Source organism: Streptomyces sp. SLBN-118, assembly GCF_006715635.1.
GTDB lineage: Bacteria > Actinomycetota > Actinomycetes > Streptomycetales > Streptomycetaceae > Streptomyces.
The window spans coordinates 2,572,601-2,587,256 of record NZ_VFNP01000001.1 but is presented as its reverse complement, the minus strand read 5'-3'; the positions used below and the strand labels follow the sequence as shown (position 1 = coordinate 2,587,256).

Here is a 14,656-nt window from a genome sequence, read left to right as displayed (position 1 = left end):
CGCAAGCATGCGGTTATGGCCTGGGCCGAAATTAGAACCGCGGTTGCCGGGCGTCAACCCCGTCCAGAAGTACCGCAGAACCACTCCAGAAGAACGGAGACCGGCCGATGGCACTCACGGTCGGCGTGATCGGTCCCGAGGACCTTGTGCCCAAAGTCGTCGCGGTCGGCGGCTCGTCCGGGGCCGACCGTCTTGTGCCGCTCCCGTACCGCCACGAGGACGAGACCCTCGACGTGGTCGCGCGGGCGCAGGCCGACATGGACGCGCTGCTGTTCACCGGCGTCGTGCCGCACACCCTCGCGACGGCCGCCGGTCTGCTGGACCGGCCGGCCATGTACGTCCCGTACAACGGCGCGACCCTGCTGCGCGCGCTCGTCGAACTGCTCCGGCTGGGCCACGACGTCTCCCGGATCTCCATCGACACACTGCGCCGCAGCGAAGTCATGGAGACGCTCACCGAGGCCAAGCTGCCCACCGAGCATGTGCATGTACTGCCCTACCGGGCCGGGCTGACCTCGCAGGACCTGGCGGAGTTCCACCTCACCGCCCGCGACAAGAAACAGACCAGGGTCGCCCTGACCTGTCTCGGCTCGGCCTTCCACCTGCTCGACCACGAGATGCACGCCGTACGTCTGGCACCCTCCCGGCATTCCATACGGTCCACGCTGCAGGCTCTTGTCCTCGCCACCGCGGGCGCGCACAGCGGAGACGCCCAGGTCGCCCTCGGCATCGTCGACCTCCCGGCCGCCGACCGCGAACTGGCCTCCGATCTGCGGGTGCTGGGCGGCAGCCTTGCCGACCTGCCCCGCGGGGAGCGGCTGGTCGTCACCACCCGCGGAGTCCTGGAGGAGGTCAGCGAGCAGTTCACCCGGCTGCCCTTCCTGGACGACCTCGCCGCCCGGCACGGCGCCGCACACGTCGGCTTCGGACTCGGCCGCACCGCAGCGGAGGCGGAATCGCTCGCCAGGCGCGCCGTCAACCGGGCCCGCTCGGTGGGACCGGTCGCCGGGGTCGTCTCGATGACCGGCGACGTCGACATCGTTATCGATGCGGAACGGTCCTCCGGGGCGACGGTCCCGAGCCCGGAGAGCACGGTCACGCTCGCCCGCCGCGTCGGACTGAACGCCACCACACTCGACCGGCTGCGCGAACTGGCCGCGCAGGAGGCGGACGAGGGCATCACCGCGCACCGCGTCGCCGAACACCTCGACGTCCAGCAGCGCACGGCCCGCCGGATCCTCAAGCGCCTGGAGCGGGCGGGGGTGGCCGTGCCGACGGGCAGCCGGCAGGAGGGCCGGACCGGCCGCCCGCCCATCGTCTACCGCGTACGCCTCTGAGCCCGCCCTTACGGTCCGGGCCGTAACTTGAAGGAGCCGTGCTTGAAGATCGCCTCGGTCCACACGCGCGTCGTCAGGGCGCCCTACCGGCGCCCCTTCGTCATCAGCAGCGGAACCAGCCCCGAACTGATCAGCCTGGTCGTCGAAGTACGCACCGCGGAGGGCGAGTCCGGCTTCGGCGAGGCGTCCCCCATGACCGCCTACACCGGAGAGACCCTGGCCGGTCTCCAGGCCGCCCTCACCGAACACGCGGCCCCCGCGCTCGTCGGCCGCGACCCCCGCGATCTGGCCGGAGCGCACGCCGCGATGGACGCCGCAATCCGCGGCCAGCATCTCGCCAAGGCGGCGCTGGACATCGCCCTGCACGACCTCGCGGCGCGGGCGGCGGGCTGGCCCGTCCACCTGCTGCTCGGCGGCTGCGTCCGCCCGCGCGTCCCCACCACCTGGGTCGTCGGTCTGGGCACCGTCGAGGAGATGGCGCAGGAGGCGACCGCGTACGCGGCGAAGGGCTTCACCCACATCAAGGTCAAGGGCGGCGAGGACCCGGATCTGGATGTGGGGCTGGTCCGGTCCGTACGCGAGTCCGTGCCCGACTCCGTGGAACTCTGCCTCGACGCCAACGAGGGCTACGACCCCGGTACGGCTGCCAGGACCGTGGCACGGCTCGCCGACGCCGGCCTCGATCTGGTCGAACAACCGCTGCCGCGCTGGGACTTGACCGGTATGGCGGCGCTGCGCGGCGGGGGAGGGGTGCGGGTGATGGCCGACGAGAGCATGCAGTCGCCGCACGACGCGCTGGAGATCGTCCGCCGTGGCGCCGCGGATGTCCTCAACATCAAGATCCTCAAGGTCGGCGGGCTCCACCGGGCCCGGCAGGTCGCCGCGGTCGCGGAGTCCGCGGGCCTCGCGGTGAAGATCGGCACGATGCCGGAACTGGGCGTCGCGTCCCTGGCCGCGGCGCATCTGGCGGCGGCACTTCCGCATGCGACGGTGCCGGCGGATCTGGTGGGCCCGCTGCTGGTGGAGTCGGAGCCGTTGGCGCGGAGCGCGTTTGCGGGGGCGGTGGACACGGGGTGGGTGGAGGTTCCGGTGGGGCCGGGGCTGGGGCACGACCTGTGACGTCGGGGTGTGCGGAGCCGGCTGCGGCAGGGGCTGTTCCTCGGCCCACCCTTCCCCTACGGTCCGGCGGCGGCTGAAATGTGCGGCCTGGCCGCACATTTGTCCGCCGCGGGCGCACCCGCCCGCTACCGCGAACCTCCCGCTTCGCCCACAACCACCCCGACCCGCCTCGCGAGCCTCGCCACCGCCCCCGACTCCGTCTCCAGCGCCACCAGGTCCGCGAGCGCCTGTGCCGTCTGCGGATCCGTCGCCGCCGTCGCCGCGAGCAGCGCGATGAGGTGGTCCAGCAGCCAGTCGCGCAGCTCGTCCGCAGGAGGCTGCTTCCCTTCGTCGAGCCAGATCAGCGACGCCGCCTCGACCGCCGCGATCCACGTGCGCACCATCATCCGCAGCCGTGGTCCCGGCCCGTCCGCGCCGATGTGGACGAGGATCTGTTCGGCCGCGGCCCGCCGCACCTCGTCGACGATCGCGGTCGTACGGGACGTCTCCGCCACGCTTCCGCCCCGCAGCAGCGCGCTGAACCCGGCGTCGTGCTCGTCGACGAAGACGAGATAGCGGTCCAGCACCCGGGCGACCCGCTCGGTCGGCGGCCCCGTGGGCGGCTCGGTGAAGCACAGTTCCAGCTGGTCGGCGGCGGACCGCAGGGCCGTTTCGTACAACTGCTGCTTGCCGCCTGGGAAGTAGCGGTAGACGAGGGGCCGGGAGACACCCGCCGCCTCGGCCACGTCGTCGAGGGATATCTCGTCCGGCGGCTGGTGCGCGAAGAGCGTGAGCGCTGCCGCGAGAAGCTGTCTGCGGCGTTCCTCGACGCTGAGCCGCCGGTAGGCGCGGGTCGCTGGAGCGGGACTGGTCATGCTCGCAGCGTAGGCCCTGTGCGGGATCAGGCGAGGAGTCCTGAGCTCTTCCACAGCCGTCGCCCCGGTCCCCGAAGGACGCCGATGTCGTCCAGGAAGTCCGTCAGCCGCTTCGCGCCCGACTGCATCACCTCCCGCCGGTGTCCGCTCGCCCTGACCTGGGCGACCGCCTCGCGCCGGTCGAGGCCGACGTTCGTGTACACCTGCGGATTCACGAAGCAGATGGAGAAGACCCGTGCCGCCTCCCCGCAGCTGAGCCGGGTGAGCTCCTGCTCCCAGCGCGGCGCGGTCACCATCTGGCGGCGCAGCTCCTCGCGGGCGTACCGGACATGGCGCGCCTCCTCCACCACATGGATTCGGGTCACCCCGCGCACCAGGGGCTGGACGCGCTCGTCGGGGAAGGTCAGCCGCTGCATCCAGTCGAGGATCTCCTCGCCGAGCAGCGTCGCCGCGAAGGAACCGGGCGTGGTTGAGATCGTCTTCAGGACGCGCCCCAGATTGTGGTAGATCCGCGGTGGGGGATACGCGGGAGTCGCACCCTTCTGGATCATCCTGGCGAACATCATCGAGTGCCGGCACTCGTCGGCGATCTCGGTGAGCGCGTACCGCACGTGATTGCTGGTCACGGGCTTGTCGTAGATGTGCCGCACCAGCAGTTGCATCAGGATGATCTCGAACCAGATGCCGAGCGAGGCGAGCGCCGCGGACTCGTGCCGTGCCAGGTCGAAGCGCTGCTTCTCGGACATCGAGTGCCACAGCGGGGTGTCGTAGAGGGAGAGCAGCTCCGGCGGCCAGAACCACTTGCCCTCCTCGGCCGGGGCGTCCCAGTCGAGTTCCTTGTCGGGGTCGAAGGAGTGCTTCGCGGAGGACTCGAGCAGGCGCGCGGCGACCTGCTCGCGGTCGCGAAGCGGGCCGAGGGCGTCGCGGAGCAGCCGGATGTCCTGTTGGGGCACTGTCGTCATGAGTCTTATAAGACTCCCCGTCAGTAAGCCCGTCAATCCCTTGCGTACGACTTGTTGACTCTTCGTCTACCAACGTGTGAGCCTGCCAAGTGCCCCTCGGCATGCGGGATATGAGGCGAAGGAGTCGCCGGTGTCGACGTACGACCGCTACACGAACGCCCCCGAAACCCTCCACTGGCAGGTTCCGGCCTCCGGCGCCGCCCGTTTCAGCTGGGAGTACGAGGACGGCCGCGACAGGCTCCTCGCCCTCTATCAGAAGGGCAAGGACAAGCAGTGGGACGGTGCCAAGCGCATCGACTGGGACCTGGAGGTCGATCCGTACAACCCTCTCGGCACCCCCGACGAGGCGCTCACCCTCTACGGCTCCCGCCACTGGGCCAAGATGACCGAGAAGGACAAGGGTGAGCTGCGCAAGCACTACACCTCCTGGCAGTTCAGCCAGTTCCTGCACGGCGAGCAGGGCGCGATGGTGTGCGCCGCGCGGATCGTCGAGTCGGTCCCCGATCTCGACGCGAAGTTCTACTCCGCGACCCAGACCATGGACGAGGCCCGGCACGCCGAGATCTACGGTCGGTTCCTGCACGAGAAGATCGGGATGCTCTACCCGGTCAACGACAACCTGCGGGGACTGCTCGGCGACACCCTGCGCGACTCGCGCTGGGACATGCCGTATCTGGGCATGCAGGTGCTCATCGAAGGACTCGCGCTGGCGGCGTTCGGCCTGCTGCGGGACACCACCGACAAGCCGCTGCCGAAGCAGATCCTGGCGTACGTCATGCAGGACGAGGCCCGCCATGTCGCGTTCGGGCGGATGGCGCTGCGCGACTACTACAAGGAGCTCGGTGACGCGGAGCTGCGCGAGCGCGAGGAGTTCGTGATCGAGGGCTGCTATCTGATGCGCGACCGGCTCAGCGGGGTGGAGGTGCTGGAGAACTTCGGCATCCCCAAGCAGGAGGCGGCCGAGCTCTCCGAGCAGTCGGAATACCTGCAGCTGTTCCGGAAGCTGCTGTTCAGCCGGATCGTTCCCTGCGTCAAGGACATCGGGCTGTGGGGCGAGCGCCTGCAGCAGGCCTATGTGGACATGGGCGTCTTCGAGCTGGGTGACGCCAGCCTCGACCTCCTGATGTCGCAGGACGAGGAGATCGCGGAACAGCTCGACCGCGAACGCTTCGCCGCGGAGGAGCAGGCCCGGGTCGCGGAGGTCGAGGAGGCGATGGCGCAGGGCGCGCAGGACTAGAAGCGTGCTGAAGATCTTGAAATCGCGCCCGGCTTGCACCAGTTCATGTCGATTGACATTTACCGGCAATCCGAGGCAAGTCGGGCGGCCAGGGCAAGATCTTCAGTAGCCTCCTACGCTGGGCGTGTCGTCAGAGTCCCGTCTGCCGGGTGACGTCTGGCACGCCCGCTCGCTGCGTTGTCGTCAGTCGCCGACACTCCGGGTGGGCTCTCCCCCTGCCTTCGGCGGGGGGACCCCCAACCTCCAATTCAGAACTGCATCCTGCTCGCTTGGGGCGACGGACAAGAGCATGTCGCCGATCGCGAGCCGGTTGTCCCGTCCGTTCGCCATGAGACCACGGCCCTCCCGTACATCGTGATCTGTGCGCGAGTCCAACAATCTGCGGACCCCGGTGTCCCCGTTCACGCGTCGCCCAGGAGAACGGCCGCCCGGCCGTCCAGCTCGCTGACCCCTGGGGCCTTGCTGTGGCGGGACAGCCGGACGCGCATATCGGTCAGGGCGTCGCTGATCTTCACGGATTGGACGCCCTCGGCACAGTCGATGAACTCGCCCCACGTGGCCAGAGACCCGTCCAGATCACCTTGGCGAAGGTGCACGTTTCCGAGATCGCCCAAGACGATTGCGCGAGACCGCCGCCGGTCGAGACCGTGGATGTCGAGGGCATGGTGGAGGTGCTCGCGGGCGCTCTCGAGGTTTCCGAGGCGGGCGAGGATCATGCCGGTGTGGTGGGCCCACCGACCGGTGGAGAAGTGGGAGGCCCAGGACTCGCCGGGAGCGGCCGTGGCCTTTTCGATGGCGCTCTGCGACCGTGCCAGCGCTTCTCTGGCTAGCCCACGGTCGCCATCCTGGGCTGCCGCGTCGGCCAGAGTCGTCTGGTAGTAGGCCACCGCCTTGGGCTCGTCCAGGCCGTCCGCGTACTCAACGCACTTCTCCGACAGCCGCAGCGCGACCGCCCGGCCTCGCCGTCCGAGGTCGATCGCCTGCATTGCCATGCCCCGCAGGGCGGTCGCGGCCAGCTCGGCGTCTTCGGCTTCTTCCGCGAGGGCGAAGGCGTGGGCGTAGTACCGCTGGGCGAGTCCTTGAAGTTGCTCGTCGTTTCCTTCGTCCTGCACCATCCAACCGCACAGATGAACTAGTTGAGACGTGGCGGCGAAGAGTTCCCGGCCGGTTGCTTCGGTGTACCTGCCTTCGAGCCAAGGTCCGACGTTGCCCGTCAGGTACTGAACTGCCAGCTGGCGGGCGTGGGCTCCGCCGAACTCGGCGGCGGTGTCTCCGAGCGTGCGGGTCATCTGGCGGATGGCCGCGACCTCACCTTTCCCCACGCGGATGGCGCTGGATGGCGCGGAGGTCACCCGGCGGGTAATGGCGTCCGCATCCGGGAGGTTCAGCGCCGACAGGGCGAGCCCGGCGGTCGCGCTCTTCGCACGCTGCCCGGATCAGGTCCGTGATAGTCGCCGTCTGCACCGCTTCCCCCTTGACCTACGCGGGCCTACAGAGACCTACAGCATGGCCCCTCCTCCCCGGCGGTTACAGCCCGTTGACTGATCCTCACCCGCCCGGGGACGCGCTTCGACAGCGTCCATGGACCCGGGCCGAGTTCCACCGAACCAGCTTCTGGAGGCGTCGTGCACCACCCCTCAGACCTAACCGCCCTGGCCGGCAGCACCGTGCTGGTGACCGGGGGCGCGGGGCTCATCGGCTCCCGGATCATCACCCAGCTCCGGGAACTGGGGGCCCGTCCTGTCGCCCTGTGCACCATGAGCGCCTACCCGGATCACGTGTACACCGACCTGTTCGGAGTCCACGCGTCGGGCCCGGATGTGGTCCTGGGAGACATCCGGGACGCGACGCTGGTCCGTAAGCTCGTATCCGACTCGGACTATGTGATCCACGCCGCCGCCCTCGCGGACGTCGCCGCATGCACCCGCGAACCGCTGGCCGCGATCGACACCAACATCGTCGGTACTCAGACCGTCCTGGACGCTGTTGCCGCCACGGACCACATTCGGCGCATGGTCTTCGTTTCCTCCGCGAGCGTCTACGGCGACGGCAACCCGGAGGAGACCGACAGCCCAGAACTGCTGACCATGCGGCAGTTGCTGGAGTCCGTCCACGGCCACATCCCACCGCAGTTCCACGAGTTCACCCGTAAGCGGCCGGTGTCGGTCTACGGGAACACCAAAGCGTGGGGCGAGGAGCAGACCGCTCTCATCCTCAGCCAGGTCGGCACCTCGCACGCGATCGTTCGGTACTTCTCCGTCTACGGCGAGCCGCAGACGATCAAGCCGAACTCGCACTCCTGGGTCGTCGCCTGGTTCGCCGCCCGCGCTCACCTGGGCCTTCCCCTGCACCTCAACGGGGGCGGCCGGCAGGTGCGGGACATGGTGCACGTGGACGACATCGCGGAGGGCACCCTGCGCGCACTGGTCAGCCCGCGGGCCCACACCGAGACCGTGAACATCGGGACCGGCGTCCCGACCAGCGTGCGGCAGGTCGCGGAACTGATCCGCGAGCACTACCCGAACACCGCCCTCCTCGACACCCCGCTTCCGGCCGGTGACCCCCTCGGCGGATACGCGGCCACCCGCCGGATGGAAAACGTCCTGGGCTGGAAGCCGAAAGTCACTGTCGCCAAAGGGGTTGCCCGCTACGTCAAGTGGCTCAGGAACACCCCGGCCGCCGCTCCCGGCTGGCTGAGAGAGACCACGGCTGTCTAGACGACCGGCGGCCGACCCAGCCGGGACATCCGCCACACCGTCCGCCACCTGATGGGACGCCGAGGGCCTCCGCTGGTCCGGATGCCCTCAGCGAGGCCACCGAACCAGGCTCGCAGCCCCGCCAGGGATCTCGTACGGGCCACTGTCAGCACCACCCACACACCCAGGTAGACGGGCAGGAGAAGGGCGGGCAGATGCCGCTTGGCAAGCCACACCCGATTCCGGGCCGTCATCCGGTAGTAGACCGCGTGCCGGGCCGGCGAGGTCTTCGGGTGCTGGAGAACGAGCTGCGGCTCGTACAGCACGTCCCAGCAACGGTCGATCGCCCGCCAGGCAAGATCGGTCTCCTCGTGCGTGAAGAAAAAAGCGTCCGGCCAGCCGCCGATCTGCTCCAGCATCGGCATCGACAGTGCGTGACCGCCGCCCAGGAACGTCGTCACCAGGCCCCGCCGCATAGGATCCTTGGCCCGCAGGCGGGGCACGTGACGCCGCTGGGTGGCACCAGTCTCGTCCGCGATCCGGAAGCTCACGATGCCAAGCCGCGCCTCCGCCTGGTAAAGGTCGGCGATTCGCCGGAACACGTCCGTCGCGATAAGCAACCCGTCGTCGTCCAAGTCCACAAGGACGTCCACGTCCCCGCACTCGCGCAGCCATCGCCATGCGACGTTGCGGCCACCGGAAACCCCCAGGTTCTCCTCCAGTTCCAACCCGGTTACGCCATCCGGCAGCCCAGCAAGGGCTGTCCCGTTGCCGACCACGACAACCCGGACCGCGGCCTCGTCCTGCTTGGTCACCGACTCCAACAGAGCCAGCAGCTCTGGCATCCGGTCGCCCATGGTCAGCACGGCAATCCCCATACGCGGCCGGGTCACGACCATCACCACTTCCCTCCAGCCAGCATCAGGTGAACGGCGAGCGTACCCCGCCCAAAACCTGCCGCCGCACCCATCAGAAGGGCCCACACACATGGACCTCACTCTCGGCGACTACGTCACCGCCCCTGCTTTGGGAGCCATCGCCACAACCGTGTACGGAGGCCTGGAGAAGTTCGGCCTGGCCGACTTCCTGGCACAGTGGCTGGGTCTCCAGCGCGAGGCCCTGACCTTGCTCGGGGAAGATCAGCGCATCCACCCGAGCGCATACATCCACCCCACGGCGATCATCGGAGACGACGTGATCATCGGCCCGGACGTCAAGGTCCACGAGTTCACCACCGTCCGCAAGGGCAGCGTCCTGTGCGGTGGCGCCCAAGTCGGTTTCAACTGCGAGGTCACCGCAGCATTCGTGGGAGAGGGCGCCGTCCTGGGGCACCGGATCGGCGTGAACCGGACGATCATCGGGGCCCGAGCCCACCTCTCGGCGAGCGTCACCGTGGCCGCCATCAACATGACCACCGACATGCGCAAGCCCGACCGCGAGGTCATCATCCGCACCGGCCTCGGCCTCTACCGCTGCGGAACGCCCCAGTTCGGGGCCGCCATTGGCGACGACACCCAGACCGGCAACAACATCAGCATCGGCCCCGGCGTCGCTATCGGCCGCCGCTGCCAGATCACCAGCGGCGTCGCCCTCGCCATCCGCGCCATCCCCAAGGACTGCACCGTTACTGCCCCCCACACCATGGAAGCCAGCGTCCGCCGCCGTCGCGCCTTCCCACCAGGCCAGCCCACTGATTAAACGGGTGTGCCACAGAACATGACTCATGTGACCAGCTGTCCTACCGCGAGATTGCCGCCATCTTGGACGCCGAGGGCATCCGGCCGAAACGCGGGGAGCGCTGGCACCCGGAGGACTTTTGTCCTTCGCTGAGTTCCGCGTCAGGAGGGAAGTCGCCGTCGAAGCCGTGCTTCTCAGCGACTTGGCCCGTTTCCGCTCGGCTGCGAACAGCGGCCTCAATGCCGCCTCAATGCCTTGAGGCTGCCCTTCGTACCGTCAGGCAGAGAGGGCGTAAGGGTGTGCTGGCGTCATGCGGAACATCGTGCCGGGACCCTTTGGCATCGCCACACCACCAGCAAAGCTAGGCCGGCGGCGGGAAGCTCGTCCGCAGGGTGAACGCCTCCGGTGTCGGGCCGTGTTCGCGGAGATGGAGCAGGCGCTTCTCCGCCTCTTCGACCGTCGGGCGGTGGCCCGAGTCCACCCACCACAGGGTGGTCATCGCCTCCTGCACCCGCTCGAACCACTCGTAGCGGCGGCTCAGCAGCTCCCGGTGCTGCCCCTGGTACATGAACGCGGTCAGCGCATCGGTGTCCCGCCACACGGACATGTTGACGATCAGCCACTCGTCGCCGAAGACGGGGACGTCGGTCGCGTTGCCGCTCTCGCTCTTGAGCCGCCAGACGAAGCCGTCCGCGGCGTCCGCGACCGCGTTCACCGGGCCGAGGCCGTCGGCGAAGTCCTTCAGCTCGGGGGAGTCCAGCGGGAATTTGAGTCGGGCTATGTTCACCTGGGCGAGTTCGTAGGGCTTCGGTTCGTTGGTCATGGGCGCACCATAAGCGCGTGCCGCTCGGCCGCCACCGCCATTTCGAGGAGCGAGACGTCCGTGCCGTGGGCCGTCACCAATTGCAGGCCGACCGGGCAGCCGTCGCTCGTGAAGCCCGCCGGGATGCTGGCCGCCGGATGGCCGCTCAGGTTGAACGCCCAGGTCAGGGCCGTGGAGTAGAGCTCGCCCGGGCCGTCGTGGCCATGCGGGCGGTTCGGGGTCGCGGGGGTGAGGAGCAGGTCGGTGTCCGCGAAGAGTCCGGCCAGGCGCCGGTCGTTCTCCGCCCGCACCTCCGCGGCGGCCGCGGGCCGTCCGCGCCGGGTCGACTGCCAGGCGTCCTTCGGGTCGAGCAGGGTGAAAGGCCGTCCCTCGATGCGTACGACACCTGCCGCCACCAGCCGGTCCACCGCAGACCGGGCGACCGACTCCACCTCCGGGTCGGTCTCGGCGTACCCCAGGTCCGGTGACCAGCGAGCCCTGAGCGGCAGGGGCACCCGGACCGTCTCGTAGCCGTCCAGGACGCACCCCAGATATGCCCGCGCGCCCGCCGCCGAGCGGGTCAGCACACCCGCCGACGCCAGGCCGGTCCGGTCCGGGGACGGCAGCAGTCCGTTCGTCGTCTTCAGGCCGAACACCCCGCACCATGCCGCCGGGATCCGTATCGAACCCGCCCCGTCGCTTCCCGTGGCCAGCGGCACCATCCCCGCAGCGACCGCCACCGCCGAGCCCGCCGACGAACCGCCCGGTGTACGGTCCGCGCGCCACGGGTTGAGTGTGCGGCCATGGGCGCCGAGACCCCAGGTCTGCCAGTACGTGCCGGGGCCGGGCACCGCCGTCGAGCCGACCGCGACCGCGCCCGCCGCGATCAGCCGCCGGGCCGCGTACGAGCGGATACCCAAGGGCCCCTTCACCGCGAACGCCACACCGGCCAGGGGGAGTTGAGGATCCACGCGGTGAGCGAGCGCCCGCTCGGGCCAGACCTCGACGAACGCGCTCAGCCCGGGATCGAGCCGCCCGATCCGCTCCAGCGCCAGTTCCACCACCATCCGGTCAGTCTCGCAGCGCTGCCTCCATCACCACCCGCGCGATCGGCGCCGCGCTGCCCCCACCGCTGATCTCACCTCGTACGATAGACGCGTCCTCGACCACCACCGCCACCGCGACCGCCGGCCGGATCGCGTCCTCGGCCTGGGCCCAGGAGATGAACCAGGCATACGGCGTGGCGGAGTTGTCGAGACCGTGCTGTGCCGTGCCGGTCTTGCCGCCCACCCTCGCCCCCTCGATCGCGGCGTTCTCGCCGGTGCCCTCCTCGACGGCCCTGATCATCAGCTCCTGGAGTTGCTGGGCAGTCGCGGGGCTCATCGCCTGGTGGTACGAGACCGGGGTGTTCTGCGCGAGCGTGTGGCCGTTCGAGCGGGTCACCCGGTCCACCAGATAGGGGCGTTTGAGATCCCCGCCGTTGGCGACCGCTGCCGAGACCATCGCCATCTGGAGCGGAGTCGCCGTGGTGTCGAACTGCCCGATCGAGGAGAGCGCCACCTGGTCGACGCTCATCCGGCGGTCGAAATTGGACAGGGCGACGCCCGAGGGGATCCTCAGCGAAGGGTCGTTGAAGCCGAACCTGCCCGCCGTGTCCAGCATTCCGGCCAGCCCGACCTGGACCCCGATATGCGCCATCACGGTGTTGCAGGACCACTGGATGGCGTACGCGAGCGAGGCGTCGTCGCAGCCCTCCGTCGCGTTGGGGAGCGTGGTGCGGGTCCCGGGCAGGACATACGGATCGGGTGCCCCGCTCGGCGCGTCGACATCGCTGACCACGCCCGAGTCCAGCGCCGCCGCAGCCGTCACGATCTTGAAGGCGGAGCCGGGCGGATAGGTCTGCCGGATGGCCCGGTTGAGCATGGGCTGATGTCCCGACGCATTGAGTCTCGCCCATGCGGTCTTGACCTGGGGCCCGGTGCCGGAGAGCTCTCCGGGGTCGTACGAAGGGCTGCTGACCAGCGCCAGGATCTTCCCGGTCGACGGCTCGATCGCGGCGACCGCACCCCGCCGTCCGGCCAGGCCGTCGAACGCCGCACGCTGCATGGAGGGCTTGATGGTGGTGACGACCTCGCCGCCTGGCGGCTCGTCGCGGCTGATGTCGTTCCAGAAGGGCAGCGGCGCGAGCATCGGGGCCGAGCCGGAGAGGACGCCGTCCTCGGCGTGCTCCAGCAGGCTGGTGCCGTAGGTCTGCGAGGAGTAGCCCGTCACCGGCGCGTACAGCGGACCGTCGGTGTAGGTGCGCTCGAAGCGCAGCTGCTGGCCGGAGTCCCTGGAACCGGTGACGGCCCGGCCGCCGGCCAGGATGTCCCCGCGCGGATCGTCGTAACGGGCAATCGCCACCCGCCGGTTGGCCGGGTTCTCGTCCAGCGAGGGGGCTTCGAAGATCTGCACCCGGGCGGCGTTGACGAGCAGCGCGCCCAGGAGCAGCAGACACAGGGTGGCGGCGCGCCGGATGTAGCGGATCACCGTTCGTCCTCCCGGTCCAGGGCCGGTTCCAGGTCCGGGAGCGGGACGAGTGCCCCCGGCTCGGGCGCTTCGGGGTGTGGCGCACGGGCCGAGTCGCTGACCGTGATGAGCAGCGCCACGATGATCCAGTTGGTGACGACGGACGAACCGCCCTGTGCCAGAAAGGGCATCGCCATACCGGTGAGCGGGATCAGGCCCATCACTCCGCCCGCGATCACGAAGACCTGGAGGGCGATGATCGAGGCGAGGCCGACGGAGAGCAGCCGCCCGAACGGGTCGCGCAGGGCGAGCCCGGCGCGGTAGCCGCGGGCCACCAGAAGCCCGTACAGCAGGAAGACCGCGGTCAGGCCGACCAGTCCGAGTTCCTCGCCCGCGGTGGCCAGGATGAAGTCCGACTTGGCCGCGAAGCCGATGAGGACGGAGTGCCCGAGTCCGAGGCCTTCTCCGAGCATTCCGCCCGCGGCGAAGGCGAAGAGCGACTGGGCGAGCTGGCCGGGGCCGTGGCCCGCCTGAATGGAGGCGAAGGGGTCGAGCCAGTCCGTGACGCGGCTGTTGACGTGCGGTTCGAGCGAGCCGACGGCGAACGCGCCCGCCCCGGCGAGCAGCAGGCCGACCGCGATCCAGCCGGTCCGTCCCGTCGCCACGTACAGCATGATCACAAAGAGTCCGAAGAAGAGCAGTGAGGTGCCGAGGTCCCGTTCGAGGACCAGTACGACGACGCTGAGCAGCCAGATCGCGACGATCGGGCCGAGCACCCGGCCGGTGGGGAGCTGGAGCCGCCAGATCCGGCGGCCGGTGTAGGCCAGGGCGTTGCGGTTGGCGGCGAGATATGCGGCGAAGAAGACGGCGAGGAGGATCTTGGCGAACTCGCCCGGCTGGAAGGACAGTCCTCCGATCCGGATCCAGATCTTGGCACCGTTCACGGCGGGGAAGAGGATCGGCACGATCATCAGGACCAGGGCCGCGGCGACCGAGAGATACGCGTACCGCTGAAGCAGCCGGTGGTCGCGCAGGAGGACCACGGCGGCGATGAACAGCCCGACTCCGATGGTGGACCAGATCAGCTGCGTGGGCGCGGCCACGTCGCCCGGGGTGTCCAGATCGAGGCGGAAGATGAGCACCAGGCCGATGCCGTTGAGCAGGACCGCGATGGGCAGCAGCAGCGGATCGGCGTACGGGGCGCGCAGGCGTACGGCGAGATGGGCGAGCAGGGCCAGGACGCCGAGGCCCGCTCCGTAGCCCGCGGCATCTGGCGGGACGGCGTCGTTCTTCGTCAGGCCCACGTCGACGTAGCCGTAGACGGAGATGAGGACGGCACAGACGAGGAGCGAGAGTTCGACGCCCCGCCGCTTGGGGAGCCGGAGATCGGGCGGGGGAGCGTCCGCCGGCCTCGTCGTCGTTGCGGTCATGCCTCGCAACGTAACCGGGGCCCGGCCCCGGACC

At 69.6% G+C, this 14,656-nt stretch carries 13 protein-coding genes; 5 read left to right on the top strand and 8 right to left on the bottom strand.

Translation table 11 applies throughout. The annotated features are described in order from the left end of the window. Positions 1-107: 107 nt before the first annotated feature. Positions 108-1,337, top strand: a complete 1,230-nt coding sequence (locus tag FBY35_RS11500) for a helix-turn-helix domain-containing protein (protein ID WP_142213705.1) — start codon at positions 108-110, stop codon at positions 1,335-1,337. A 42-nt stretch (positions 1,338-1,379) separates the two neighbouring features. Continuing rightward, entirely contained in the window at positions 1,380-2,456 is a 1,077-nt protein-coding gene (locus FBY35_RS11495) for a mandelate racemase/muconate lactonizing enzyme family protein (protein WP_142213704.1), read from the top strand. A gap of 125 nt (positions 2,457-2,581) precedes the next feature. Here the strand turns inward: FBY35_RS11495 and FBY35_RS11490 are convergent, their stop codons facing one another. After that, entirely contained in the window at positions 2,582-3,310 is a 729-nt protein-coding gene (locus tag FBY35_RS11490) for a TetR/AcrR family transcriptional regulator (RefSeq protein ID WP_142213703.1), read from the bottom strand. 26 nt (positions 3,311-3,336) lie between these two features. Continuing rightward, a complete protein-coding gene (locus FBY35_RS11485; protein ID WP_142213702.1) occupies positions 3,337-4,272 on the bottom strand; it encodes a diiron oxygenase in 936 nt (311 codons plus the stop codon). Between the two features lie 130 nt (positions 4,273-4,402). Between FBY35_RS11485 and FBY35_RS11480 the strand changes: the two genes are divergently transcribed. Continuing rightward, positions 4,403-5,509 (top strand): ferritin-like domain-containing protein, encoded by a 1,107-nt coding sequence (locus tag FBY35_RS11480; protein WP_142213701.1) that lies wholly within the window; start codon positions 4,403-4,405, stop codon positions 5,507-5,509. A 401-nt stretch (positions 5,510-5,910) separates the two neighbouring features. Here the strand turns inward: FBY35_RS11480 and FBY35_RS11470 are convergent, their stop codons facing one another. Then, positions 5,911-6,831, bottom strand: a complete 921-nt coding sequence (locus tag FBY35_RS11470) for a tetratricopeptide repeat protein (protein ID WP_313904649.1) — start codon at positions 6,829-6,831, stop codon at positions 5,911-5,913. A 303-nt stretch (positions 6,832-7,134) separates the two neighbouring features. Between FBY35_RS11470 and FBY35_RS11465 the strand changes: the two genes are divergently transcribed. Beyond that, a complete protein-coding gene (locus FBY35_RS11465; protein ID WP_142213699.1) occupies positions 7,135-8,226 on the top strand; it encodes an NAD(P)-dependent oxidoreductase in 1,092 nt (363 codons plus the stop codon). Here the strand turns inward: FBY35_RS11465 and FBY35_RS11460 are convergent. Beyond that, positions 8,223-9,104: a glycosyltransferase family 2 protein gene (locus FBY35_RS11460; protein WP_186356915.1), complete on the bottom strand. Its 882-nt coding sequence runs from the start codon at positions 9,102-9,104 to the stop codon at positions 8,223-8,225. The genes FBY35_RS11465 and FBY35_RS11460 overlap by 4 nt on opposite strands. A gap of 88 nt (positions 9,105-9,192) precedes the next feature. Here FBY35_RS11460 and FBY35_RS11455 point away from each other — a divergent pair, with 88 nt between their 5' ends. Next, positions 9,193-9,903, top strand: coding sequence for a transferase (locus tag FBY35_RS11455; RefSeq protein WP_142213698.1), 711 nt, complete (start codon positions 9,193-9,195; stop codon positions 9,901-9,903). Positions 9,904-10,243: 340 nt separating this feature from the next. Here the strand turns inward: FBY35_RS11455 and FBY35_RS11450 are convergent, their stop codons facing one another. Genes FBY35_RS11450 through FBY35_RS11435 form a run of 4 tightly spaced genes read right to left on the bottom strand, consistent with a single transcriptional unit; the run spans position 10,244 to position 14,622 of the window. Beyond that, complete coding sequence (locus FBY35_RS11450) at positions 10,244-10,705, bottom strand: DUF3291 domain-containing protein (RefSeq protein ID WP_142213697.1); 462 nt, start codon at positions 10,703-10,705, stop codon at positions 10,244-10,246. Beyond that, positions 10,702-11,751 (bottom strand): amidase, encoded by a 1,050-nt coding sequence (locus FBY35_RS11445; RefSeq protein WP_142213696.1) that lies wholly within the window; start codon positions 11,749-11,751, stop codon positions 10,702-10,704. Before FBY35_RS11445 ends, FBY35_RS11450 begins: the two co-directional genes overlap by 4 nt. A 4-nt stretch (positions 11,752-11,755) precedes the next feature. Then, positions 11,756-13,213: a penicillin-binding transpeptidase domain-containing protein gene (locus FBY35_RS11440; protein WP_142213695.1), complete on the bottom strand. Its 1,458-nt coding sequence runs from the start codon at positions 13,211-13,213 to the stop codon at positions 11,756-11,758. Next, complete coding sequence (locus tag FBY35_RS11435) at positions 13,210-14,622, bottom strand: FtsW/RodA/SpoVE family cell cycle protein (protein ID WP_142213694.1); 1,413 nt, start codon at positions 14,620-14,622, stop codon at positions 13,210-13,212. Before FBY35_RS11435 ends, FBY35_RS11440 begins: the two co-directional genes overlap by 4 nt. Positions 14,623-14,656 lie beyond the last annotated feature (34 nt).

Bases quoted from the DNA above. Each gene is read 5' to 3' on its own strand.
- FBY35_RS11500 (WP_142213705.1), top strand. From the start codon at position 108: ATGGCACTCACGGTCGGCGTGATCGGTCCCGAGGACCTTGTGCCCAAA.
- FBY35_RS11490 (WP_142213703.1), bottom strand. From the start codon at position 3,310: ATGACCAGTCCCGCTCCAGCGACCCGCGCCTACCGGCGGCTCAGCGTC.
- FBY35_RS11485 (WP_142213702.1), bottom strand. From the start codon at position 4,272: ATGACGACAGTGCCCCAACAGGACATCCGGCTGCTCCGCGACGCCCTC.
- FBY35_RS11460 (WP_186356915.1), bottom strand. From the start codon at position 9,104: ATGGTCGTGACCCGGCCGCGTATGGGGATTGCCGTGCTGACCATGGGC.
- FBY35_RS11455 (WP_142213698.1), top strand. From the start codon at position 9,193: ATGGACCTCACTCTCGGCGACTACGTCACCGCCCCTGCTTTGGGAGCC.
- FBY35_RS11450 (WP_142213697.1), bottom strand. From the start codon at position 10,705: ATGACCAACGAACCGAAGCCCTACGAACTCGCCCAGGTGAACATAGCC.
- FBY35_RS11445 (WP_142213696.1), bottom strand. From the start codon at position 11,751: ATGGTGGTGGAACTGGCGCTGGAGCGGATCGGGCGGCTCGATCCCGGG.
- FBY35_RS11435 (WP_142213694.1), bottom strand. From the start codon at position 14,622: ATGACCGCAACGACGACGAGGCCGGCGGACGCTCCCCCGCCCGATCTC.